This is a genomic window from Olsenella uli, assembly GCF_016900775.1.
Taxonomy (GTDB): Bacteria; Actinomycetota; Coriobacteriia; order Coriobacteriales; family Atopobiaceae; genus Thermophilibacter; species Thermophilibacter uli_A.
In genome coordinates this window covers 19,986-42,019 of the sequence record NZ_JACJKN010000014.1, presented here as the reverse complement: position 1 = coordinate 42,019, position 22,034 = coordinate 19,986, and the positions used below count along the sequence as shown (strand labels likewise).

Genomic DNA, 22,034 nt, shown 5'->3' with positions numbered 1-22,034 from the left:
GTGCCCCGGCCGCCTCGTCAGAAAGGCGTCCGAAGGCGGAGAGGAGCATGCAGGCATCCCGGAACCCCATGCTCTCTATGCTGGGCCATCCTCGCACTCGGAGGTGTGCCCATGAACGTATTTCTTGCCGGAACCGACTCGCTCAAGCTCACCCGCCTCGCCCGCGCCAGCCCCGACCTAGCCCTCGAGCCCGCGGGAAACGCGCACCGCGAGCTTGCCACGGGCATCCTTGACGTTCCCGCGCTGTGGCTCGCCCTTCCGGAGGAGGTGGTCCCGGCGCAGCCGGGCACGCCCCTCAACCTCACGTTTTTCTCGCGGGCAAATCGCAGCGGGGCGCATGGTGTCCGGCCGCGCGCACTGCTCGCCGACCTTCCCGAGAACGCGTTTCTCGAGGTGCTTCGGACGTCGGGCGAGGCATGGCCGTGTGCGGGGGATGAGCCGCTGCGCCTCTTTGTCGAGTCCGCCGGCCTCAGCCTCATACGGGTTGAGCAGCAGCTCGGCCGACAGGTGGAGCTTGGGGCGCTCACCAGCACGGCAGCGTTCTACCGCCTGCCGACGTTTCCCATGGAGGCCTGCGGCTCATACGCCCGCGACCCCGCAGACCCCGCGCACGGCCCCTGCGCCTTCGAGCTCCCGCCCATCGCAACGCCCGAGGACATCGTCGCGTTTCTTGAGGAGGCGCGCGGCATCAGGGGCATCAAGCGCGCCAGAAGAGCGGCGGCGCTCGTGCAGTCCGGTGCGGGATCGCCCGAGGAGACGCTGCTCTCGTTTGTCTACAAACTGCCCGCGCGGATGGGCGGCGTCGAGTTTCCGCCGTTTCTGGAGAACGCCCCCATCGAGTGGCCCGCAGAGGCGCGCGGTCTCATCGAGCACAGGCAGATGCGCCCCGACTTTCACTGGAACGGACAGCGCACGGCCTCGGAGTACAACGGCAAGGACCACGTGAGCGAGAAGGGCTTTGAGGAGGACCAGCGGCGTATCCGCGACTACCAGGCCTGCGGGATCTCCGTGTTTCCCGCCAGCTACAAGAACGTGAGGACCATCCATGCCCTCGACGCCTACCTTGCCCTCATTGCCCACTCCCTTGCTCGCACGGAGGGGCCCGCGTTTGAGTGCAGGGTTCGGAAGACGCTCGGCGACCCAGACGCCCGGCAGGCGCGCATCGTCCTTCTGAGCCAGATGCTGCCCGCCGCCCCAAGCGAGAAGCCCGCGTGGTAAGCCCGGCGCGGGACGGTGGGCGGGCGCACTCGCAAGTGCCCTCCAAAAGTGCGGCCGCACTCGCGGCGATAAGAACGCGAATGCGGCCAGATTTCCGAGGGTATTGAGGGAGTGCCCTCACGCAACCCGCCCCGTGGCCGCACTCGCGAGTGCCCTCCGCGAGTGCGGCCACGGGGCGCGCGGCGAGAAGAACCTCGGGGCGCCCCGCTGCTACTTGCCAAACGTGTCGCGATCGGGCGCGATGGCCTTCATCGCGTCGATGGTGCGCGCGAAGAGCTCGTCGAGCTCCCATCCGCAGAGCTCGGCGCCCTTGCGGATGACGTTGCGGTCGCAGCCCGCGGCAAAGCGCTTGTCCTTGAACTTCTTCTTGAGCGACTTCACCTCGAAGTCCATGACGGACTTGCTCGGGCGCATGATCACGGCCGCGCCGATGAGGCCGGTGAGCTCGTCCACGGCAAAGAGGACCTTCTCCATGGGCAGCTCCGGCGCGGGCAGCTCGGGGTTGTTGTCGGAGTTGTGGGACTGAACGGCACGCACCAGCGCCTCGGAGCCGCCCGCCGCGCGAATGAGCTCGGCCGCGTAGGTGGTGTGGCCCACCGGGTCGTCGCCGTGCTCCTCCCAGTCGAGGTCGTGCAGGATGCCCACGACCTCCCAGAAGTCGGCGTTGTCGGGGTCCATCTCACCGGCAAAGACGCGCATCACGCCGCCCACGGTCGTACCGTGCTCGAGGTGGAACTCCTCCTTGTTGTGCTCGGCGAGAAGGGCGAGCGCCTCGTCGCGGGAGAGCCCGGCGACAAGCGCCGCCGGCGCCGCCGCAGGCGTGGCCGTGACCTTCTCGGCGTCCTCGGCGATGGCGTCCACGGAGGCCGCGGCGTTGTCCGTCACGGCACCCGCAACCTGCGCCTCGATGTCCGCCTTGGTGATGGTCTCCGGCTTCATGGCCGGGAAGAGGAGCACGTCACGGATGGCCGGCTGGTCGCAGAAGAGCATGACCATGCGATCGATGCCGTAGCCGATGCCGCCCGCCGGGGGCATGCCGTACTCGAGGGCGCGCACGTAGTCGTAGTCGTAGCCCATGGCCTCGTCGTCGCCCATGCCCTTGGCGGCCACCTGCTCGGCGAAGCGGCCCGCCTGGTCCACGGGGTCGTTGAGCTCGGAGAAGGCGTTGGCGTACTCGTGGCCGGCGATGACCAGCTCAAAGCGGTCGGTGAGGCGCGGGTCCTCGGGCTTGCGCTTGGAGAGCGGGGAGACCTCCTCGGGATAGTCGCACACGAAGGTGGGGTTCACGATGGTCTTCTCGCCCAGCTCGTCGTAGAGCTCAAAGAGGAGCTTGCCGGCGCCCCAGTTGGGCTGGACCTCGATGCCGTGCTTCTCGCAGAGCTCGCGCAGGTGCTCGACCGGGGTGTCCATGTCCACATGCTCGCCCACGCACTCGGAGGCGATCTCGGACAGCGGGCGGCTGGCCCACTCCCCGGACATGTCGATCTCCTGGCCCTGGAAGGTGATGACCTCGTGGCCCTCCGCGCAGCCGCAGACCTCGCGCGCGATCATCTTGAAGAGGCCCTCGGAGAGGCGCTTCATCCCCTCGAGGTCGGCGTAGGCGCAGTAGGCCTCCATCGAGGTGAACTCGGGGTTGTGCGTGAGGTCCATGCCCTCGTTGCGGAAGTTGCGGCCGATCTCAAAGACGCGCTCGAGGCCGCCCACGATGAGGCGCTTGAGCGGCAGCTCGGTGGCGATGCGCAGGTAGAAGTCACGATCGAGCGCGTTGAAGTGCGTCACAAACGGACGCGCGTTGGCGCCGCCGAGGATGGCGTGCATCATCGGCGTCTCAACCTCCATGTAGCCGTCCGCCTCCATGTAGCGGCGGATGAGGGAGACGATCTGGCTGCGCTTGCGGAAGACGTCGCGGACCTCGGGGTTCATGATGAGGTCCACGTAGCGCTGGCGGTAGCGGACCTCGCGGTCGGTGAGGCCGTGGAACTTCTCCGGCAGCGGGCGGAGCGCCTTGGAGAGCACGGTGAGGCTCGTGGGCGAGACGGAAAGCTGGCCGCGGCGCGTGCGCATGACGGCGCCCGTGGCGCCCAGGATGTCGCCGAGGTCGAGCTTGCCGAGCAGGTCCCAGCCCTCGTCGCCGAGCACGTCGCGGCGGCAGAAGAGCTGGATGGAGCCCGTCACGTCCTCGAGCACGATGAAGGCGGCCTTGCCCTGCTTGCGGAAGGCGCGGATGCGGCCGGCGACGCTCACCACGTCCTCGGTGTCCGTGCCGTCCTCGAGCTCGGCGTAGGTGGCCTCGAGCTCGGCGGCGTGCGCCGTGACCTCGGAGGAGATGGGGTACGGGTTCACGCCCGCGTCAATGAGCGCCTGGCGGCGGGCGCGGCGCATCGCGCGCTCGTCAGTGGCGGCGCTGGTCGCGGCGGTGTTCTCTGCCATGTTGTCCCTTTCGGATAGAAGCGCCCCGCACCTGCGATACGCAGACACGGGGCCCCACGCTTGCTGCTTGTCGGAAGAGGAAGCCTAGCCTAGCGGGAAATCCCCGTGATGACGTACTTCCTCGTCTTGCCGGACGGCGCGACGACCTCGACCTCGTCGCCCTTGCGGTGGCCCACCAGGGCGCTGCCCACGGGGGACTCGTTGGAAATCTTGTGCTCGAGGGAGTTGGTCTCGGTGGTGCCCACGATGGTGAAGGTGGACGTCTTGCCCTTCTCGTCCTTCAGCTCGACAGTGGTGCCAATAGAGACCGTGAGGTCGCGCGCGGGGCCGGCCTCCACGACGGTCGCCACGGAGAGGATCTGGCGGATCTCGTTGATGCGCGCGGCGTTGCGCGCCTCCTCCTCCTTGGCCGCGTCATACTCGGAGTTCTCCGAGAGGTCGCCAAAGCCGCGGGCCTCCTTGATGCGCTCGACGATCTCGTCGTGCTTCTCGCCCTCGCGGTACTCCAGCTCGTCGACGAGGCGCTGACGGCCCTCGGGGGTGAGCTCGATCTTCTTGGTGCTATCCATGTGCTGCTCCCTATCTGCCGCGTGCCACTAGTTGAGCTTGCTGCCGCACTTGGAGCAGAACTCGGCGTCGGCCGCGTTCTTGGCGCCGCACTTGGAGCAGAACACCGCGTCGGAGGCAGCGGCCTCGGGGGCATCGGCGTCGTCCTCGTCCTCGATGACCTCGACGGAGTCATCGTGGGACTCGATCGGGCTCTCGTCCTTCTCGTCCTTGCCCTCTTCCATGCCCTCGCGCACGTTCTTGACGGTCTTGCCCAGGGCGCTGCCGATCTTGGGGAGGTTCTTCGGCCCAAAGATGACGAGCACGATGACGAGGATGATGACGATCTCAAGCGGCCCCATGCCAAGAATCATGATGAAGTGTCCTTCCGGTGCGTTGTCTCAGACGGGCCACAGGCCCAATACAGCATCAGCTAGTATAGCCGACGTTGCACGCTACTCACAATCTCTAAAACGCGAAAAGGAGCCCCTGTGAGAGAGCTCGTCTGCGCCCTTCTCGTCCTGACCGTCGTCTGCACCGCCGTGCTGCTCGCCCTGCTCTGGGGGCTGCGCCGGCGCGGTGTCAGCGTGCTGCGCACCAAGTTTGGCCTCACGCTCGTCTTTGACTCCCTGACCGAGGACAAGACGCCGGTGCGCCTGCTCAACGTCAACGGGACGTTCCAGTCCGTGAGCTACGTCCCGCGCGAGCTGCGCTTTGAGCTCGCGTGCGAGTACCACCGCGCCATGGCCGCCGTCATAGAGGGGCTGGTCCGCGCGCGCGGGCGCTCGGCGGCGCGGCCCCTGCGCGTGATGGTCATGGGCGGGGGCGGCTACTCGCTGCCCAAGTACCTGGCCACGCACGTGCCGGCCGCGAGCGTGGACGTGGTCGAGGTGGACCCCGCCATCACGGCGCTGGCGCGCGAGCGGTTCTTCCTGGACGAGTGCCTCCAGGAGACGGGCGCCGAGAAGGACGGGCGGCTTCGCCTGGTGAACGACGACGCCTGGGGGTTCCTTCGCGCCGCCGCCGAGCCCTACGACGTGATCGTCAACGACGCGTTCTCCGGCAAGCGGCCACTCGGCCCGCTCGCCACCGACGAGGGCGCACGCGTGGTGCGCGAGCACCTCGCCGAGGGCGGCGTCTACCTCGCAAACGTCCGCTGCGCCTGCGAGGGGCGCGGCGCGCGCACGCTGCGCGAGGTCGAGGCGGCCTTCGGGCGCGTCCTCGCGCGCGTGAGCTACGTGCCGGAGTGGCCCGGCGAGCCGGGGAAGCCCGGCAACAACGTGGTGGTGGCGAGCGACGCCGCGGTGGCGCTGCCCGAGGGCGCCGTGACGGTACGCTAGGGGCGCCGCGGCCCTTCTCGCCCCTCCCCGCCGCGGCGCTATACTGCCCCTATGACCCGCGGGAGGTGGGACCCCTGATCAGACTCTTTGCCAGCGACCTTGACGGGACGCTCTTCAACGCGCTCCACCAGACGGACCGCGCCATCATCTTGCAGCTCCGCCGCGTGCTCGGCGCGGGGCGCCACGTGGCCCTGGCAACCGGGCGGGCCGTGCGCCACGCCTCCACGCTTGGCTTCCGCGACCTCCCGCTCGAGACCGTCTCCGCCAACGGCGCGCTCATCTGCGACGCGCGGGGCGCGACGCTGCGGTTCTCACGCTTTGACCCGGCAACACTCGAGGAGCTGCTCGCCGCGTTTCCCGCGGTGTGCTTCAACTGCATCGCGCAGGACGGGACCTACGTGCGCGGCACGCGCGAGAGCCACCTCGCGGGCTTCCGGCCGTCCCCGGGCCCGCTCGGCCGCCTCGTGGCGCGAAGGCTCCGCCGGCAGCCGCCCGCCCCGGACACCCACTTCGACCAGACGGACGCCGACGTGCTCGCGCGGCCGATCTGCAAGGTCAACTTCCGCGTGGCGGACGACGGGCTGCGCCGCGAGCTCCTCGGCTTTGTGGGCGACCACGCCTCCCGGGTCGTGAACGCGTCCTTTGACGGCGACCTCTTCGAGCTCACCGACGCCCGCGTCAACAAGGGCGAGGCCGTGGCCTGGCTTGCGGGGCACTTGGGGATAGGCGAGGAGGAGGTCGCGGTCTACGGCGACGGCGGCAACGACCTCGCCATGCTCGAGCGCTTTTCGCACGCCTATGCGCCGCGGGGCGCAAGCGAGGACGCCAAGCGCGCGGCGGGCCACGTGATTGGCAGCTGCGCGCTTCACGCCGTCTCCCGTCACATGCTGGCGACCTGCCGGCGAGAAGGACGGCCGGCCTCCGGCGGCTCCGCGCGCCCCTCGAGGTAGCCGAGAAACGCCGCGGGCGCGGGGGCAAGCCCCTCGTGCGCGCGGTGGGCGAGGTAGATGGTCCGGTACGCGGGCACCTCCAGGTGGCAGACGTCAACCCGGCGCTCGGCCCGCTCGAGCGCGAGGCTCGGCAGGAGCGAGATGCCCAGCCCCGCCTCGACGAGCGCGAGAATCGCGGTGATGTCCGAGGTCTGGCAGCGGATGCAGGGGCTCGTGAGCTCGCGCTGGAGGAGCGGCGCCGTCTCGGTGTCGGCGATGAAGCGCTCGTCGAGCAGCTGGCGGATGGGAATCGGGCGCGCGGCGTCGGCAAAGTGGCCGCGCGGCGTCACCACGACGATCTCGTCGCGCACAAACGGCGTGGAGACGATCCCGTCCCCCTCGAGCCGCGTCGACACAAAGGAGAGGTCGGCGCGGCCGGCGCGCAGCATGCGCTCCGCCTCGTCGTAGGTGGTCTCGTAGAGGTTGACCTCCACGCGAGGGTGGTCCGCCACAAACCGGCCGAGCGGCCCGGCGAGTCTCTGGGACACTACGCTTGACGGCGCGGCAACGTCCACGGAGCCCACCTCGAGCTCGGCGATGCCGCGGACGCAGCGATCGAGCCCGTCGCACGCGGCAATGACCTCGCGCGCCGCGCGCAGGAGCCGCTCGCCCTCCCCCGTGAGGGAGAGCTGGGGCCCGCGGCGCTCGAAGAGCCGCACGCCCCACTCCTCCTCCAGGCTCGAGACCATGCGGCTCGCCGTCGACTGCGTGCACCCGAGCTCCCGCGCGGCGCGCGTGATGCTTCCCAGGCGCGCCGTCGCAACGAACGCGCCGATCTTGTGGATGTTCGCCTCCATCGCCAGGCCTCCAGACAGCCGGCTTCCCGCATCGCCTCCCCACAGCATAGCGCCCCGCCGCGCGAGGCGACGGGGCGCCGGAAAGACGTCGGCCGCGGGGACGGCGCGGGCGCGCTACAGGGCGTCGCGCACGACGACGTCGCCCTCCTTCATGATGAGGTCCATGTTGTCCGGCGTGAGGTCGTGGATGTTGGACGCCACGTCGCCGCGAACCACGAGCAGATCGGCGAGCTTGCCCGCCTCGAGCGAGCCAAACTCGTCCTCCCTGTGGACCATCTTGGCGCCGTTGAGCGTGGCGGCCTTGATGGTGTCGAGCACGGAGATGCCCGCCTTGTCCACGAAGTCGTACATCTCGTCGATCGTGACCCAGCCGTAGGGCGTCACAAACGAGAACGAGTCGGAGCCGATGGTGAGCGTGACGCCGCGCTCGTTTGCCGCGCGCAGGTTGGCGTAGGTGCGCTGGAGCTCCTTCTCCACCACGGTCTCGCCGGGGAAGCGGTCGAGCTCGGGGGTGTAGGCCGGCGGGTACGTCGCGTACCACGTGGGCAAGAAGCCGATGGTGGGCGTGAAGAAGGTGCCCCGCTCCGCCATGAGGTCCATGGTCTTCTCGTCAAGCTCAAAGCCGTGGATGAGCTGCTCGGCGCCGGCGCGCACGGAGTCGTACGCCGCGCTCACCGAGTTGTAGCTGTGCGACCACACGGGGATCCCCACCATGGCGGCCTCGTCGCAGACGGCCTTGATCTCCTCGTAGCAGTAGTGCTGGTCGCGGCCGGAGTCCCAGTGCCAGATGCCTCCGCCGGTGGCCCAGATCTTGATGGCGTCCGGATTCTCGCGCAGGCGCCGGCGCACGGCCTTGCGCAGGTCCCACGGGCCGTCCACCTGGTCGCCCCAGGGGTGCGACGCCTTGTTGTAGTCCTGCGGCAGGCGGTGGGAGTCGCCGTGCCCGGCGGTCCGGCAGAAGCCGAGGCCGGTGGCAAAGATGCGCGGCCCCTTCATGACGCCCATGTTGACCACGTCGCGGATGGCGATGCCGTTGCGGCCGATCTCGCAGACCGTGGTGAGACCGTGCGTGAGCGCGTCATAGGCCTGCTTGACGGCGACGACCTGCTTCTGCGGGACCGACTCGATGACCCAGTCGTTGTCGTCATCGGTCAGGTTGCCCGAGAAGTGCAGGTGGGTGTCAATGATGCCCGGCATCACGGTCTTGCCCGTGGCGTCCACGACCTCATAGCCCTCCGGAATCTCCGCGGCGGGTCCGGCGTAGACGATGCGCTTCTCGTCCACGAGGACGAGGCTGTCATCGACCGGGGCCGCCCCGGTGCCGTCCACGAGCCTGCCGCCCCTGATTGCGTAGTTTCCCATGCGATCCTCCAATTCCCTGTCCAAATGCCTGCGTTCCTGCCGTAGCTTTCCGGCACATTCCCGCTAGCCGCGCGTTCCCTGCGCGTCAGGGGGAGCGCAGCGCCGCGCGCCCCCGCGCCCAAACGCGGCGAGAATGACAAACCCAATGACGATCCACCCGGCGGTGATGGCCCACTCGACAGGCGAGAGCGCGGCCGGGCTCGCCGGGACCACCATGAGGCCGATGATCACGAGTCCCGCGGCGATGGCCGCCGCGATGCCCGCGCGTCCCCCGTTGACCCGGTACGGGCGCGGGAGGTCGGGCTCGGTGCGGCGCAGCCTGAGGCAGGCCACGGCCGCCATCGTGCACGCAAAGATGAAGCCGAGCGAGGCCACGTTGGTGAGCGGCACGAGCATGTTGCGGCCGAGGAACGGGCCCACGAGGGTGAGCGCGCCCATGGCCACGAGCGCCTTTTTCGGCGTGCCCGTTGCCGGGTCGATCTTCCCAAAGGAGGCGGGGAGCATCTCCTTGCGGCCCATGGCGAGCATGAGGCGGCTCGACGCGCCGAAGAACGAGTTCATCGGCCCCAGCGGCCCGAGCGTGGCAATGACGAGCATCGCCAGGTAGAAGAACACGTTGATGCGCTCGAGCACCGCGAGCGCCGGCACGGAGCTCCCCACGAACTCGTGCCAGTCGATGATGGTGCCAAACGAGTAGATGCACACAAGGTAGAACGCGCCCGAGGCGAGAAGGGCGATGGCGGGGATGAGGCCAAAGCGCTTCCAGTCAATCCCCTCGGAGGCCTCCTCGGCCTGCTGGGGGATGGTGTCGAAGCCCGCATAGAAGAAGGGCGTCATCACCAAGACGGCCATGATGCCGCCCATGAGGCTCGTCGCCTCGGTGGAGCTTCCGCCGGCGGCGTTTTCCGCCTGGGAGAACACGGGCAGGGCGTTTTCCGGCGAGCCCGTCATGAGGCTTATGCCCATGGCAAGAACCATTCCGGCGAGCAGCGCCTTGGTGAGAAAGCTCGAGAGCTTGGCCGCCGCGCCGGCGCCGCGGAAGTTGAGAAAGATGACGAGCACGGCAAACCCCAGCGCGATGAGCGTGGGCCAGAGGTAGACGTCCGCGCCCATGATGGTGTAGAGCTTGACCGACCTCAGCCACGCGAGCGCCGGGAACTCGGCAAAGCGGTCCGTGAGCAGCGTTGAGATGGCGATGGCCTCCCACGGGCACAGCGGCGCGTTGCCCAGCAGCAGCATCCACCCCGTAAAGAAGCCCATCTTCCGTCCAAAGGTCCGCTCCACGTACTCGATGATGCCGCCCGAGATGGGAATGGCCGCCGTGAGCTCGCCAAAGCACATGCCGATGGGCACCAGGAAGAGCGCCCCCAGGGCAAACGCCACCATCGCCGGTATGGGGCCGCCGCCCAGCACCATCCAGTCGCCCACCAGAAGCACCCACCCGGTGCCGATGATCGCCCCAAAGCCGATGGTGAAGAAGTTGAAGAGCGTGAGCTCCTTCTTCATGCCGCCGGCCGCCGAGCCGTCCGCCATGATGCCTCCCGTCCCTCGGGGCGCCCGGGGGTTGGCCCCGGGGCGCCCGCGCTTTCCGATACCCGAGAGCCTAGGGAGACAGCCCCGCGTCGCGGCCGCACGACGGGGCGAGAAGAACGGCGAACGGTCGGTCCGGGCACGCCGGGATGCTTTGTTAGCCGCCTGATACATCGAACGCGCGACAAGGCGTCATGCACTTCTCGCATGATGGGCGCGCGCCGCCGAAAACCCCGCAGGGAGGGGCGAGGGCGGGGTTGACGAGACGCAGCGTCATGCTGCGATGGTGTGTCGGAACGTCCCCGCAGGACACGACCATAGGAGGAAACATGCAACGCACCCCCGGGCGCGGGCTGCTCGCGGCAGTTGCCGGAGCGCTCGGCGTCGCCCTGGCGCTGGCGGCCCCGCCGCTGCCGGCGCAGGCCCTCAGCACCAACAGCTTCTACACGGGCACCCAGCCCGGAGGCGGCGTCCGCGTCAACAGCGCGCCCGTCACCGCGGAAAGCGGCGTCAGCTTTGCGCTCTACTACACGGACGACTCCGGCCAGACGTCCAACTACGCGTACGTGAAGGACACCGACGTCCACCGCATGGACAAGTCGCTCGCGGACGTCGACCTCATGCGCAACCTGCGCGGCGTGCTGACCGTCACCAACGCCTCGGACTCCGCCGTTCCCCTGGACGCCACCCTCACGACCCCCTACGGAGACTACACGGGAGGCGGCAAGGCCGACCGCCCGGTGGTGCGCCTCTCCGGGGCCGCCGCCATCGTCTCCACGGAAGACGCGTCCCAGGTCACCGTTGAGCTGACGGCAGACTCCGGCACCACGGGACGCGCGGCGCTCGCCGAGGCGCCGGGCGCCTACGCGGCCGCAAACGCCTGGGGCGACCTCAAGAAGGTCGGGCTGGGCGGCACCCTTCAGCCCGGCGAGACCGTAGCCGTCACGCTGCCGCTCGAGGTGGCCGGCGGGTACAGCAGCGAGGTGCTCCACGGCCTCAGCTACGCCCGGCTGGGCCTCAGGAGCGCCTCCAAGTTCGAGGGTGCCAGCAACAACGCCAACACGTACCTGCGCTTTGCCCGCCAGGAGACCGAGAAGGACGCCAACGGCGCCACCGTGGGCCGCTTCGCGGGCGGCGGCAAGTACCTCGGCGTGACCGTGGCCCCCAAGGGAGACGTCCTCGAGGGCGAGTTCACGCCCGTCCCCCGCGAGGTCCAGGAGGCCATGCCCGAGGTCAGCCTCGCGGACTTCCACATAGACAACCTCGCCTATCTGGACCGCCACAGCGCGCTTGACGACCCCACCATCTACACGGGCAGCGTCTACAGCATTGACCTGCGCGGGATTCGCGATGCGGTGCGCGACCTCGGCTGGTCCGTCGGCACGGGCGACTCCAACACTGTGTACCCGGGCCTCCCCGACTGGGTCCTCAACGTGGACGAAGACCATGACGACGACCTGATGCAGGAGTACCGCTATCGGAGGTCGGGCAAGGAGGCCATCATCCTCAACCGTGACGGGAGCGATGCCGTCCTGGGCGGCCCCAACGCGGACGGTATCAGGATCGGCACCGCCCACGTGCGCCTGCGCCCCACCATCCAGACGCGCGACCTGGAACTTGCCGTGGGCGACGCATGGCAGCCCGCGGACAGCCTCGTGGGCATCGTCGACCACGCGGGCGCCGCGGTGAGCCTTGATGACGCCGCGCACGCGCGCGTCGAGCACAACGTGGACACGTCTCTGCCCGGGGTCTACGCGGTCCGGTTCTATCATCACTACGCCGGCAACGCCGCGACCGGCGGAAACTACGAGACCTCCCGCGCGGCCACCGTCACGGTGACGGGAACCTATCGCGTGGCGTACGACGCCAACGGCGGCACGGGCGCGCCGGCCGCCGAGGAGACCCGCGCGGCATCCGCGACCCTCGAGACCGCGGTGTCCTCGCAGGAGCCCGCCCGCGAGGGGTTCGCGTTCGCCGGCTGGAACACCAAGGCCGACGGCTCGGGGACCCCGTATGCCGCCGGCGCGCCCCTCTCGCTCCCCTACGCCAGCCACGACCTCACGCTCTACGCCCAGTGAAAGCCCGTCGAGAAGGACTCGAGCACCGGTGGTCAGCAGGGTGGAACGGACGGCTCGGGCACCCCGCAGCAGGGCGAGAAGAACGTCGGGCGGGACAGCGGGCACGCCAAGAAGAAGCCCGCCTCCCGGCGGAGGGCCAGCATTCCCGACACCGGGGACGCCACCACCAACGCGCCCCTCTTCCTCCTTGGCGCGGCACTCCCCCTCGTGGCCGTGGGAGCTGCTCTGATTTTCCGCACGCGGCGCTCCTAGCTCGCCCGCAGCGCGGGTCCCGGTCCGCCCTGCCTGAGTGCCGCCCTACCCGAGCGTCACCCTTCCCGAGTGCCGCCCTACCTGAGTGACAGGTTTTGAACAAACGAGGCCGAAATAACGGCCCCATCCGTTCGAAACCTGTCACTCTCTTTGTGTCCCATACCCAGGAGTGCGCCGGCCGCGCGCTGCACGTTCTTCTCACCTGGGGCACCACCTCGGCGCACGAGAAAGGGCCGCCGGCGCATTGCCGACGGCCCCGCATCTACGTGGTCGGGTTGACTGGATTCGAACCAGCGACCTCTCGGTCCCGAACCGAGCGCTCTACCAAGCTGAGCCACAACCCGTAGCAGGGGAGTATTCTAGCAGACTTTCTCGCGCGCGCCAACCAGTTTTTGTCGCCCAGGCCCGCCAGCCGTGCCGGCGCGCCGCGGCGCACGCGGCCTCCGCGGCAGAGACGCTCTCGCAGAGCGCAAACGAGCAGGTGCCCGAGCCTGTTATCTGCGCCGCAAGGACGCCCTCGCGCCCGTGCAGCCACGCCTCGACCTCGCCCGCCTCCGGGCAGAGGGCTCGCGCGGCGGGCGCAAGGTTGTTGTGGAGCCGCGCCGCGACGGCGGGCACATCCCCGGCGGCAAGGGCCGCGCACAGGGGCCCGTACCCCTGGGGCGCCGTGCCCGCGCGGTCAAACTCCGCGTAGGCGGCCACCGTGGAGCCGCCCTCCGCGCGGGGCATCACCAGGGCAACGGGCGCCTCGAATGCCGGGAGCGTCCGCTCGAGAACGTCCCCGGCGCCCAGGTAGAGCCCGGGCTCCGGACGCAGGAAGAAGGCCACGTCGGCACCCACGCGCCGCGCCACCGCTACCACGCGGGAATCAAGCGGGTCCACCCCCCAGAGCGCGCAGAGCGCCCGGAGCGTGGCCCCCGCGTCCGCAGAGGACCCGCCGAGGCCCGCGCGTTCGGGAATGTGACAGCCCACGGACACGCAGACGCCCGGGCTCCTCCCCAGCGCCTCGGCGAGAAGGGCGGCCGCCCTCCAGACGCCCGTCTTCTCCGGGGCGACCTCAAGCGCGGGGTCAAAGCTCACGCTCAGCTCAGGCGCCTCGGTCACCGTCACCACGTCGCACAGGTCAACCGGCACCATCACGGAGTCGACGCGGTGATAGCCGCGATCGTCCTTCTCGCGATGGACGCCAAGGTGGAGGTTGACCTTGCAGGGGGTCGTGACGACGATCGGGCCCGCCATCGTGCGCCGCGCCTACTCCGCGAAGGACTCGACGAAGTCAAAGAGGCGCTCGCCGGACTCCATGTCATAGAGCTCCACGGTGCCGGTGAGCACGTCAACGTACTGGTAGGACTGGCGAGAGGTGCGGCCGCGCCGCTCCTCCACCTCGACGACAAAGAGCGAGGGGTGCGCGTGCACGAGCGTGCCGGCGCGCTCCACGATGCGGGAGCGGCCCATGTTGGCCTTCACCTTGAGGCGCTTGCCCTCGAGCCTGCCCAGCTCCTCACGAATCTCGTCAACCCGGTTCACGGGAGGGATGTCGTTCTCCATGGATGCCTCCATTCGTCTCATGGGCAAAAAGCCCAGAATGAGCGAACGTCTATCTTACTCTGACTCCACGCAAGCAACAAACTGCCGGACGGCCGCCACGATGCCGCCACATAGCACGGCGTACCATAGCAGGGACCATCTTTGTCGAAGGAGGAGCAATGGACGAGAGCCGCCTCGCGCGCGTACGGAAGAACCTGGCGAGAAGGGGCGTCGACCAGATGCTCGTGGTGGACCCGCTCTCCATCTGGTGGCTCTGCGGCTACTACACCGAGCCCTTTGAGCGCTTCCTCGCGCTCTACGTGCCCGCGGAGGGCACGCCGACCCTCTTTGTGAACCGCCTCTTCCCCGACGCCTCCGCCTGTGGGACGCGCGTCGTGCCGTTCTCTGACACCGACGACCCCATCCCCCTGGTGGCCGACGTCACGGCGCACGACCGGCCGCTCGGCGTGGACAAGGAGCTCGCCGCCCGCTGGCTCGTGCCCCTCATGGAGGTCGGGGCCGCCGCGCGCTTCGTCCTCGCCTCTGATGCCGTGGACGACGCGCGCTCGATCAAGGACGCCCGCGAGCGGGAGCTCATGCGTGCCGCCTCCCGCATGAACGACGAGGCCATGGCCTGGCTCGCGGAGCAGGTGCGCCCCGGCGTGACCGAGCGCCAGATCGCCGACGGGCTGCTCGGGGAGTATCGCCGCCTCGGGGCGCAGGGACACTCCTTCTCCCCCATCGTGAGCTTTGGCGACCACGCCGCCGACCCGCACCACGAACCCGACGACACGCCGTTCGCGACGGGCGACATGGTCCTCTTTGACGTGGGCTGCCGGCGCGACTGGTACTGCTCGGACATGACGCGCACCTTCTTCACCGCCAAGCCCACCGAGCACCAGCGCGCGGTCTACGACGCCGTGCGGCGCGCAAACGAGGAGGCCGAGAAGGTCGTACGGCCCGGGGTCACCTTTGCCGAGATCGACCTCACGGCGCGCCGCGTCATCGAGGACGCGGGCTGGGGCCCGGCGTTCACGCACCGGCTTGGGCACCAGATCGGGCTCGTGGACCACGAGCCGGGCGACGTCTCCGCCACGCACGACGAGCCGGTGCGCCCCGGCCAGTGCTTCTCCATCGAGCCGGGCATCTACCTGCCCGGTGACATGGGTGTGCGCATCGAGGACCTCGTCATCGTGACCGAGGTCGGATGCGAGGTCCTCAACAGCTACCCCAAGGGCATCACCGTCCTCTAGGGATGGATGCTGGCGGGGGCGACCTGACGAAGGTGACCGGGTCGTTTGTCATGAAAAAACCTGACAAACGACCCCGGCACCTTTGTCAGGTCGCCCCCGCCAGCAAAAAGGGCCGGAGCCCAAAGGCTCCGGCCCGGTGCGTCACCTCGTCCGCGGAAGCTAGTCGATGGAGACCTTGGTGACGTTGGCCTTCTCCTGCTGCTTGGGGACGTTCACGGTGAGGACGCCGCCCTCGAGCTTGGCGGTCAGGCCGGCAACGGCCGCGTCCTTGAGGTAGACGCCACGCGTGGCGCTCCACTCGCCGGTCTCCTTGTAGAGGTAGTTCTTGCCCTTCTCCTCATCGGACTCCTTGCGCTCGACGGAGATGGAGAGACGACCCTCGTTGAGCTCGACGTCGATCTCCTCGCGCTTGACGCCCGGGAGCTCCGCGGTGACGACGTACTTGTCGCCCGCGTCCTCGACGTTCATCTTGAAGTTCGAGGCCGTCGAGGAGAGCGGCGCGAAGGGCGCGTCGAAGAAGTTGTCCAGCGCGTCAAACGGCCAGTTGCGAAGAGCGCGAGAATAACGATCGTAAGGAACCAGTGCCATGATGATCACTCCCTTGTGATGTGGGCGCCGCCCCGGCGCCCTTGCTGTACATAGGTAGTTGTTCCCCACGCCCCGGTTTCTATACGCTTGCCGGAAACTTTTCTGAGCGTCATATACTCACCATATCTAAGCGCGTATGACTTAGATATATGCACGGCGCCCTTGGGATTTCTTACAGTTTTAGAAGTCTTCTTGACCGCACGCGTCGTGCGAGCGCGCTGCCGTATGATGGGTGCATTGCTGTTCATGACTGCTAACGGGAGCGCATATGACCAACGATAACGAGCTCGACGAGCTGTCCGACGCGCCGCAGCAGCCGTCCGAGCAGGAGGCGCGGACCCCCTACGTCCGCCAGCGACCGGCGCATCGCAGCGTCGAGCCCATCGACGACTTTGCCAACGAGGAGGACGAGCCCGCCCAGATTGCCCACGACTCCGGGTACACGATCGGCGGAGGGGCGTTCTCCGGGCGAGGGTACCGCCGCTCGCGCGCCGACAGCCAGCAGCTCAGGCGCGACCTTCACTACGGCCAGTACCTCGAGATTCCCAAGGGGCGCCGCGATATCTTCGTCTCACGCGAGCGCAAGACGCGCATCAAGACCGCCCTCGCGCTCATCGCGGTCCTCGCGGTTCTCGCGGTCGTCGTCTACTTCCTGTGGGGCTACATGCAGACCAACTGGGGTGCCACGAGCTAGACGTGACAAAGGTGTCAGGGCAAACTGTCATGAACCTTTCATGACAGTTTGCCCTGACACCTTTGTCACGTCACGACCAGGGGTCGCGCTCGAAGAGGGGCTCGGGGTCCGGGAGCCGGTCGGAATAGGGGTCGTACCCGTCGTCGTCCTCGTTCTCCGCACGCACGAACTCGTTCTTCTCGGCGTCCTTCTGGTCCTTGTCGTCAATCACGCGATCACCCCGTGTACTGGTCGATGTAGGCAATGTAGTCGCAGACGCTCCCGCCAAAGTCCGAGAGGTTGACGGATGAGAAGTGCGCCGTCGGCGCCGCCAGCGCCACCACGCGCGTGGACCCCTCGTAGCCGCCGATGATGACCGCCCACGTGTAGTCCCCCTGGCGGCCATAGCCGCAGATGAAGTGGTGCGCGGGCTCGGCGGGCTCCTCCGCGGCGGCGTCCGCGCCCTCCTTGTCCGCCGGGTCCTCCGGCTCTTCTGGCTCCACGGGATCAGGCTCCGGTATCGGGCCCACGATGTCGCCCTCGGTGCAGGTGTCCAGCAGGCCCTCGAGGCCGCACGCCTCCATGACCGCACGGATACCTGACTCGTTCTCGGCGGCGCCGCCGGAGGGCAGGGTCTCGGCGGAGAACGCGTAGCGCACGCCGCCCACGCCCGCGCCGCGCGCCAGCACGTCCGCCTGGGAGCCGCCCGCATAGTGGGCGGTCTCAGGGTCGTTGGTTATCTGGAGAAGATCGCCGGAGGCGCCCGTGTAGGCCACGTGCGCGTTGCCGCCCGAGGCGTAGATCTCCCCGTAGTCGAGCGTAAAGCCGGCGTCCGCAAGGTAGGTGGAGAGCGCCTGGGGAGCCGCGTCGAAGTACGCCATCAGGTCGTAGGGCTCGCCGGGCATGGGGGTGGCCACGGCCAGCGTGACGCTCGCGCCCGCGGCGACCTCGGTCCCGGCGGGCGGGTCGAGGCTCACGACGGTGTTCTTCTCGGCATCGGACTCAACGTAGACGACGCTCGAGGTCAGGCCGCCCGCCTCGAGCTCGGCCTGGGCGTCTGCGAGGGGCATCCCCTCGAGCGCGGGAACGGTGAACGCGCGCGCCACGGTCACGGTGACGGGGTCGGTCGAGACGAACGCGCTCCCCTGCTCGGGACTCACCGCGAGGACCGTGCCGGCGGGCTGATCGGAGTTCTGATAGGCCAGCGTGACGTTCTCCGCGCCCGCGTCGAGGAGCGCCTGGCGCGCGGAGTCCACATCCATGCCCACGACCTGAGGAATGGTGCGCTGGCTCGCCACGGAGATGGTGGCGCCGGCCGACGGGTCGACGCGCTGGCCCTCGGACGGGCTGCACGCGAGCACGACGCCAAACCCGGAGTCGGCCGCGACGGGCTCCACGGACACGGCAAAGCCGAGGTCCTCGAGGGCGCGCGTGGCGTCCTCCTGCGTGAGCCCCACCACGCGCGGGATGGTCTTGCCGCCCCAGATTTCCTGATCGTAGGTGTAGTACGCCACGCCGCCCGCGCAGGCGAGAAGGACCACGATGATGAGGGCCACCGCCCAGCGCGGCAGGCGCCGCTTGCGCTCGGGCAGGCTCTGGACCGGCGACGGGATGGACACGGGGACGCGCGCCTCGGTGAGGTTGTCGGGCACGACGGGCGAGAAGTACGGGTCGCCCAGGGCGTCGATGCCGTCGCCTGCGGCGGCAGGGGCCTCGGGGTCCTCCTTCTCGGCGGGAATCACGATGGTCGGCAGGCTGGTCGCGATCCTCGTGGCGTCAGAGTCCGGCGGCGCCGCGACGGTCTCGTCCGCCCTGCTCTTCTCGTCCTCTGCCATGTCGCCCCCAACCGGTCGTTGAATGATGCCTCTATCGTAAAGCAAAGGGGGCGGGTCCTGACAAAGGCGAAGGCGACCTGACAAAGGTGACAGGGTCAACTGTCATGAATGGTTCATGACAGTTGACCCTGTCACCTTTGTCAGGTCGCCTTCGCCTGTTCCGCCGGACGCTACTCCACGGAGTCGGGCTCGAGGGGCTCACCGTCGTGGCCGGCCGCGTCGTCACGCGCCGCGAAGAGGCGGTCGTCAGGACCCACGTCCACGCGGACCGTGTCGCCCTCGGTGAGCTGTCCGTCGATGATGAGGTTGGCCACCGAGTCCACCACCTGGCGCTGGATGAGGCGCTTGAGCGGACGCGCGCCGTAGACGGGGTCGAGCCCGTCGAGGGCGAGCGACTGCTTGGCCGCGGGCGTCAGCACGAGCTGGATGCGGTCGCGGCTGAGGCGGTCGCGCACGTCGCGGAGCTGGATGTCCACGATCTTCTCGATGTCCTCGAGGCCGAGGGCGTGGAAGACCACCACGTCGTCGATACGGTTCAGGAACTCCGGCTTGAAAGTCTGGCGCAGGGCGTTGTTGACCTCGCGCTGGACCTCGTCCGGGTCGCTCGCCGCGTTGGCGCCGGCGATGAACTGGCTGCCCACGTTGGACGTCATGATGATGATCGTGTTCTTGAAGCTCACCACGCGCCCCTGGCCGTCGGTGAGGCGGCCGTCATCCAGGACCTGCAGCAGGATGTTGAAGACGTCAGGGTGCGCCTTCTCCATCTCGTCGAGCAGGATGACGGAGTACGGACGCCGACGCACGGCCTCGGTGAGCTGGCCGCCCTCGTCGTAGCCCACGTATCCGGGAGGCGCGCCGATGAGGCGCTGGACGCTGAACTTCTCCATGTACTCGGACATGTCGATGCGCACGAGCGCCCGCTCGTCGTCGAAGAGGTTCTCCGCGAGCGCCTTGGCGAGCTCCGTCTTGCCCACGCCGGTGGGGCCGAGGAAGAAGAAGCTGCCGATGGGGCGGTTGGGGTCGGAGAGCCCCGCACGGCTGCGGCGCACGGCGGCGGCCACGGCGGACACGGCCTCGTCCTGGCCCACGACGCGCTTGTGCAGCTCGCTCTCCAGGTTCTTGAGCTTGTCCATCTCGCCCTGCATCATCTTGGACACGGGCACGCCCGTCCACGAGCTCACGACCTCGGCGATCTCCTCGGAGGTGACCTCCTCCTTGAGGAGTCCCCCCTCCTCCTGGCGCGCGGTGAGCGCGGCCTCGGCCTCGTCGTACTCGTGCTGGAGGCTCGGGATCGTGGAGTAGCGCAGCTCGGAGGCGCGCGCGAGGTTGCCCTCGCGGGTCACGCGCTCCATCTCCACGCGCGCGTCCTCGATCTTGGACTTGAGGTCCTGCACGCGGTCGATGGCGCCCTTCTCGTTCTCCCACTTCGCCTTCATGCCGTCGAGCTTCTCGCGCGTGGTGGCGATCTCGCCGCGCAGGGTCTCGAGGCGCTCCTTGCTGGCGGCGTCCTCCTCCTTCATGAGGGCCTGCTCTTCGATCTGCATCTGCGTGAGCTGGCGGTCCACGGCGTCGATGTCGGCTGGCATGGAGTCGAGCTCCATGCGCAGGCGGCTCGCCGCCTCGTCGACGAGGTCGATGGCCTTGTCCGGCAGGAACCGGTCAGAGATGTAGCGGTTGGAGAGGTCGGCGGCGCTGACCAGCGCGGAGTCCGTGATGCGGACGCGGTGGTGCTGCTCGTAGCGGTCCTTGATGCCGCGCAGGATGGAGATCGTGTCCTCGACGGTGGGCTCGGAGACCATGACGGTCTGGAAGCGTCGCGCGAGGGCCGCGTCCTTCTCGATGTACTTGCGGTACTCGTCCAGCGTGGTGGCGCCGATGGCGTGCAGCGTGCCGCGCGCGAGGGCGGGCTTCAGGATGTTGCCGGCGTCCATGGAGCCCTCCGTGGCACCAGCGCCCACGATGGTGTGGAGCTCGTCGATGAAGAGGATGATCCGGCCGTCGGACTTCTCGACCTCCTTGAGCACGGACTTCAGGCGGTCCTCGAACTCGCCGCGGTACTTGGCGCCCGCCACGAGCGCGGACATGTCAAGCTCGATGAGCTCCTTGTCGCGCAGGGTGGACGGCACGTCGCCGTTGACGATGCGCTGCGCGAGGCCCTCCACGATGGCGGTCTTGCCCACGCCCGGCTCGCCGATGAGCACGGGGTTGTTCTTGGTGCGGCGGCTGAGCACCTGGATGGTGCGGCGGATCTCCTCCACGCGGCCGATGATCGGGTCGAGCTTGCCCTGGCGCGCGAGGTCCGTCACGTTGCGGCCGTACTTCTCGAGCGCCTCGAACTCCGGCTTGGAGTCCTGGCTGGTCACGCGCTCATCCCCGCGCAGGTCGTTGTATGCCTCCTCGACGCGCTTGGAGGTGACGCCGGCGGCCTTGAGGATGGAGCCGGCCTCGTCCTTGGCGTCGGCGAGCGCGCAGAGCAGGTGCTCGGTGGTGACGTAGGAGTCCCCCATCTTGGTGGCGAGCTTCTCCGCCGCGTTGGTCACGCGGACGAGGGCGTCGCCCATCCCCATCTGGCTGGCGTCGCCGGTGACGCGCGGCTGGCGCGCGATGGCCTGGTCCACCTGGGACTCGATGCCGGCCGGGTCCGCGCCCACGCGCTCGATGATCGCGCGCAGGTTGTGCTCGCCGGAGCTGAGCAGGGCCTTGAGCAGGTGGATGGGCATGAGCTGCCCGGCACTGGCATCCGTCGCGATGCCGATGGACGCCTGCAGCGCCTCCTGGGCCGTCACGGCCCACTTGTCGATTCTCATGGTTGCCCCCTTCTTGGGTTCGCTGTTCATCAAGGGATATTGTTCCCGCTGAGCAGGGGCTTATACGCATATCTAAGTGTCTACATGATAGATTTTCTGCGTGCCGGCGAGAACAACCGTGCCGTAAAATGCCTAAAAGGGGACAAGCCCCTTTTAGGCATTTCAAGGAGGTCGTCATGGCACGGACCGCACATCGGCTTGTCGTTCTTCTCGCCACAGCCGTCGCCATTTTGATGGCGCTGGGGGCGTGTCGGACGGGGACACACGGCGCTGTCTCCTCCGCGTACGACGTGGCGGGCATGCTGGCGTGCGACCCCAAGGACCTGCCCGGGTCCCTCAGCCAGCTGGGGTTCACGTATTCGGAGGGCGTGCCATATGGCTCGTGGCAGACGGACGAGCCCGTGGAGGGGCAGCCCGAGTGCCGCTTCAACAGCCTGATGCTCGGCGGCACGACGCCAGATCTCCTGAGCGGCGGCAACGCGCCGTCAAGGGCCTCGTTCAGCTTCCAGTACGCGCCAATCGCGAGCGAGGACGAGGCAAACGCGATTGGCGACGACATGCTCGACCACGCCGGGCTCGGCGACCCGTTCTACACGGACCGCGCCGAGGACGAGGGCTCCAACCGCGTGCAGCTCCACCGCATGGGGCGCATCGAGGGCGAGGGGCCGGCGGCGTACTGGACGCTCTGGATAAACATCGACAAGGGCTTCGGCTACACGACGTACGCGGTCTCCGCCTACACCGAGGAGGCGGCAGCGTCGCTGCCGGCCGAGGCCCTGGCAGCCGAGGGAGCGTAGGACAGGGGGCCG

General features: G+C 68.7%; 20 protein-coding genes and 1 tRNA gene. 8 read left to right on the top strand and 13 right to left on the bottom strand.

Annotation, left to right across the window (positions count from 1 at the left end; translation table 11 throughout):
- Nucleotides 1-111 precede the first annotated feature (111 nt).
- Nucleotides 112-1,218, top strand: coding sequence for a hypothetical protein (locus H6A23_RS08735; RefSeq protein ID WP_204831807.1), 1,107 nt, complete (start codon nucleotides 112-114; stop codon nucleotides 1,216-1,218).
- A gap of 210 nt (nucleotides 1,219-1,428) precedes the next feature.
- Here H6A23_RS08735 and lysS read toward each other — a convergent pair whose 3' ends face one another.
- The 3 genes from lysS to tatA form a co-directional block, all read right to left on the bottom strand.
- Nucleotides 1,429-3,648: a lysine--tRNA ligase gene (gene lysS / locus H6A23_RS08730; protein ID WP_204831806.1), complete on the bottom strand. Its 2,220-nt coding sequence runs from the start codon at nucleotides 3,646-3,648 to the stop codon at nucleotides 1,429-1,431.
- An 89-nt stretch (nucleotides 3,649-3,737) separates the two neighbouring features.
- The gene (gene greA / locus H6A23_RS08725) at nucleotides 3,738-4,217 is read right to left on the bottom strand and encodes a transcription elongation factor GreA (RefSeq protein WP_204831805.1); all 480 of its coding nucleotides are present in this window, start codon (nucleotides 4,215-4,217) and stop codon (nucleotides 3,738-3,740) included.
- Nucleotides 4,218-4,244: 27 nt separating this feature from the next.
- A complete protein-coding gene (gene tatA / locus H6A23_RS08720; RefSeq protein WP_204831804.1) occupies nucleotides 4,245-4,568 on the bottom strand; it encodes a twin-arginine translocase TatA/TatE family subunit in 324 nt (107 codons plus the stop codon).
- Nucleotides 4,569-4,685: 117 nt separating this feature from the next.
- On the opposite strand from tatA, the gene H6A23_RS08715 reads away from it, so the two are divergent.
- A complete protein-coding gene (locus tag H6A23_RS08715) occupies nucleotides 4,686-5,534 on the top strand; it encodes a spermidine synthase (protein ID WP_204831803.1) in 849 nt (282 codons plus the stop codon).
- A gap of 65 nt (nucleotides 5,535-5,599) precedes the next feature.
- Complete coding sequence (locus H6A23_RS08710; RefSeq protein ID WP_353653042.1) at nucleotides 5,600-6,484, top strand: HAD family hydrolase; 885 nt, start codon at nucleotides 5,600-5,602, stop codon at nucleotides 6,482-6,484.
- On the opposite strand, the gene H6A23_RS08705 is transcribed toward H6A23_RS08710, so the two are convergent.
- The 3 genes from H6A23_RS08705 to H6A23_RS08695 form a co-directional block, all read right to left on the bottom strand.
- Nucleotides 6,415-7,320 carry a LysR family transcriptional regulator gene (locus H6A23_RS08705; RefSeq protein ID WP_204831802.1) on the bottom strand — a complete coding sequence of 302 codons (906 nt, stop codon included), beginning with the start codon at nucleotides 7,318-7,320 and terminating at the stop codon, nucleotides 6,415-6,417. The two genes, H6A23_RS08710 and H6A23_RS08705, sit on opposite strands and share 70 nt — an antisense overlap.
- Nucleotides 7,321-7,434: 114 nt before the next feature.
- On the bottom strand, nucleotides 7,435-8,682 hold the full coding sequence (locus H6A23_RS08700) for a metal-dependent hydrolase family protein (protein ID WP_204831801.1): 1,248 nt from the start codon (nucleotides 8,680-8,682) through the stop codon (nucleotides 7,435-7,437).
- Nucleotides 8,683-8,745: 63 nt separating this feature from the next.
- A complete protein-coding gene (locus H6A23_RS08695; RefSeq protein ID WP_204831800.1) occupies nucleotides 8,746-10,215 on the bottom strand; it encodes an APC family permease in 1,470 nt (489 codons plus the stop codon).
- A gap of 326 nt (nucleotides 10,216-10,541) precedes the next feature.
- Here H6A23_RS08695 and H6A23_RS08690 point away from each other — a divergent pair, with 326 nt between their 5' ends.
- On the top strand, nucleotides 10,542-12,290 hold the full coding sequence (locus H6A23_RS08690; RefSeq protein ID WP_204831799.1) for an InlB B-repeat-containing protein: 1,749 nt from the start codon (nucleotides 10,542-10,544) through the stop codon (nucleotides 12,288-12,290).
- A gap of 141 nt (nucleotides 12,291-12,431) precedes the next feature.
- Nucleotides 12,432-12,542 carry an LPXTG cell wall anchor domain-containing protein gene (locus H6A23_RS11735; protein WP_204831829.1) on the top strand — a complete coding sequence of 37 codons (111 nt, stop codon included), beginning with the start codon at nucleotides 12,432-12,434 and terminating at the stop codon, nucleotides 12,540-12,542.
- Nucleotides 12,543-12,809: 267 nt separating this feature from the next.
- Here the strand turns inward: H6A23_RS11735 and H6A23_RS08680 are convergent.
- The 3 genes from H6A23_RS08680 to H6A23_RS08670 form a co-directional block, all read right to left on the bottom strand.
- Nucleotides 12,810-12,886, bottom strand: a tRNA-Pro gene (locus H6A23_RS08680).
- The gene (locus H6A23_RS08675; protein WP_204831798.1) at nucleotides 12,864-13,781 is read right to left on the bottom strand and encodes a 4-(cytidine 5'-diphospho)-2-C-methyl-D-erythritol kinase; all 918 of its coding nucleotides are present in this window, start codon (nucleotides 13,779-13,781) and stop codon (nucleotides 12,864-12,866) included. Before H6A23_RS08675 ends, H6A23_RS08680 begins: the two co-directional genes overlap by 23 nt.
- A 12-nt stretch (nucleotides 13,782-13,793) precedes the next feature.
- A complete protein-coding gene (locus tag H6A23_RS08670; protein ID WP_204831797.1) occupies nucleotides 13,794-14,090 on the bottom strand; it encodes a Veg family protein in 297 nt (98 codons plus the stop codon).
- Nucleotides 14,091-14,248: 158 nt separating this feature from the next.
- Here H6A23_RS08670 and H6A23_RS08665 point away from each other — a divergent pair, with 158 nt between their 5' ends.
- Nucleotides 14,249-15,322 (top strand): M24 family metallopeptidase, encoded by a 1,074-nt coding sequence (locus H6A23_RS08665; protein ID WP_204831796.1) that lies wholly within the window; start codon nucleotides 14,249-14,251, stop codon nucleotides 15,320-15,322.
- Nucleotides 15,323-15,481: 159 nt separating this feature from the next.
- Here H6A23_RS08665 and H6A23_RS08660 read toward each other — a convergent pair whose 3' ends face one another.
- Complete coding sequence (locus H6A23_RS08660) at nucleotides 15,482-15,910, bottom strand: Hsp20/alpha crystallin family protein (RefSeq protein ID WP_286165920.1); 429 nt, start codon at nucleotides 15,908-15,910, stop codon at nucleotides 15,482-15,484.
- A gap of 268 nt (nucleotides 15,911-16,178) precedes the next feature.
- Here H6A23_RS08660 and H6A23_RS08655 point away from each other — a divergent pair, with 268 nt between their 5' ends.
- Nucleotides 16,179-16,604 (top strand): hypothetical protein, encoded by a 426-nt coding sequence (locus tag H6A23_RS08655; protein WP_204831795.1) that lies wholly within the window; start codon nucleotides 16,179-16,181, stop codon nucleotides 16,602-16,604.
- A gap of 70 nt (nucleotides 16,605-16,674) precedes the next feature.
- Here the strand turns inward: H6A23_RS08655 and H6A23_RS08650 are convergent, their stop codons facing one another.
- The 3 genes from H6A23_RS08650 to clpB form a co-directional block, all read right to left on the bottom strand.
- Nucleotides 16,675-16,815 (bottom strand): hypothetical protein, encoded by a 141-nt coding sequence (locus tag H6A23_RS08650; protein WP_204831833.1) that lies wholly within the window; start codon nucleotides 16,813-16,815, stop codon nucleotides 16,675-16,677.
- A gap of 4 nt (nucleotides 16,816-16,819) precedes the next feature.
- Nucleotides 16,820-18,418 (bottom strand): PASTA domain-containing protein, encoded by a 1,599-nt coding sequence (locus H6A23_RS08645; RefSeq protein ID WP_204831794.1) that lies wholly within the window; start codon nucleotides 18,416-18,418, stop codon nucleotides 16,820-16,822.
- Between the two features lie 170 nt (nucleotides 18,419-18,588).
- Nucleotides 18,589-21,225: an ATP-dependent chaperone ClpB gene (gene clpB, locus H6A23_RS08640; protein WP_204831793.1), complete on the bottom strand. Its 2,637-nt coding sequence runs from the start codon at nucleotides 21,223-21,225 to the stop codon at nucleotides 18,589-18,591.
- Nucleotides 21,226-21,401: 176 nt separating this feature from the next.
- Here clpB and H6A23_RS08635 point away from each other — a divergent pair, with 176 nt between their 5' ends.
- Nucleotides 21,402-22,022 (top strand): hypothetical protein, encoded by a 621-nt coding sequence (locus H6A23_RS08635; RefSeq protein WP_204831791.1) that lies wholly within the window; start codon nucleotides 21,402-21,404, stop codon nucleotides 22,020-22,022.
- Nucleotides 22,023-22,034 lie beyond the last annotated feature (12 nt).

Excerpts from the sequence above, each read along its gene's own strand:
- H6A23_RS08735 (WP_204831807.1), top strand. The coding sequence starts at position 112 with ATGAACGTATTTCTTGCCGGAACCGACTCGCTCAAGCTCACCCGCCTC.
- lysS (WP_204831806.1), bottom strand. The coding sequence starts at position 3,648 with ATGGCAGAGAACACCGCCGCGACCAGCGCCGCCACTGACGAGCGCGCG.
- greA (WP_204831805.1), bottom strand. The coding sequence starts at position 4,217 with ATGGATAGCACCAAGAAGATCGAGCTCACCCCCGAGGGCCGTCAGCGC.
- tatA (WP_204831804.1), bottom strand. The coding sequence starts at position 4,568 with ATGATTCTTGGCATGGGGCCGCTTGAGATCGTCATCATCCTCGTCATC.
- H6A23_RS08705 (WP_204831802.1), bottom strand. The coding sequence starts at position 7,320 with ATGGAGGCGAACATCCACAAGATCGGCGCGTTCGTTGCGACGGCGCGC.
- H6A23_RS08700 (WP_204831801.1), bottom strand. The coding sequence starts at position 8,682 with ATGGGAAACTACGCAATCAGGGGCGGCAGGCTCGTGGACGGCACCGGG.
- H6A23_RS08695 (WP_204831800.1), bottom strand. The coding sequence starts at position 10,215 with ATGGCGGACGGCTCGGCGGCCGGCGGCATGAAGAAGGAGCTCACGCTC.
- H6A23_RS08690 (WP_204831799.1), top strand. The coding sequence starts at position 10,542 with ATGCAACGCACCCCCGGGCGCGGGCTGCTCGCGGCAGTTGCCGGAGCG.
- H6A23_RS08675 (WP_204831798.1), bottom strand. The coding sequence starts at position 13,781 with ATGGCGGGCCCGATCGTCGTCACGACCCCCTGCAAGGTCAACCTCCAC.
- H6A23_RS08670 (WP_204831797.1), bottom strand. The coding sequence starts at position 14,090 with ATGGAGAACGACATCCCTCCCGTGAACCGGGTTGACGAGATTCGTGAG.
- H6A23_RS08665 (WP_204831796.1), top strand. The coding sequence starts at position 14,249 with ATGGACGAGAGCCGCCTCGCGCGCGTACGGAAGAACCTGGCGAGAAGG.
- H6A23_RS08660 (WP_286165920.1), bottom strand. The coding sequence starts at position 15,910 with ATGGCACTGGTTCCTTACGATCGTTATTCTCGCGCTCTTCGCAACTGG.
- H6A23_RS08655 (WP_204831795.1), top strand. The coding sequence starts at position 16,179 with ATGACCAACGATAACGAGCTCGACGAGCTGTCCGACGCGCCGCAGCAG.
- H6A23_RS08645 (WP_204831794.1), bottom strand. The coding sequence starts at position 18,418 with ATGGCAGAGGACGAGAAGAGCAGGGCGGACGAGACCGTCGCGGCGCCG.
- clpB (WP_204831793.1), bottom strand. The coding sequence starts at position 21,225 with ATGAGAATCGACAAGTGGGCCGTGACGGCCCAGGAGGCGCTGCAGGCG.
- H6A23_RS08635 (WP_204831791.1), top strand. The coding sequence starts at position 21,402 with ATGGCACGGACCGCACATCGGCTTGTCGTTCTTCTCGCCACAGCCGTC.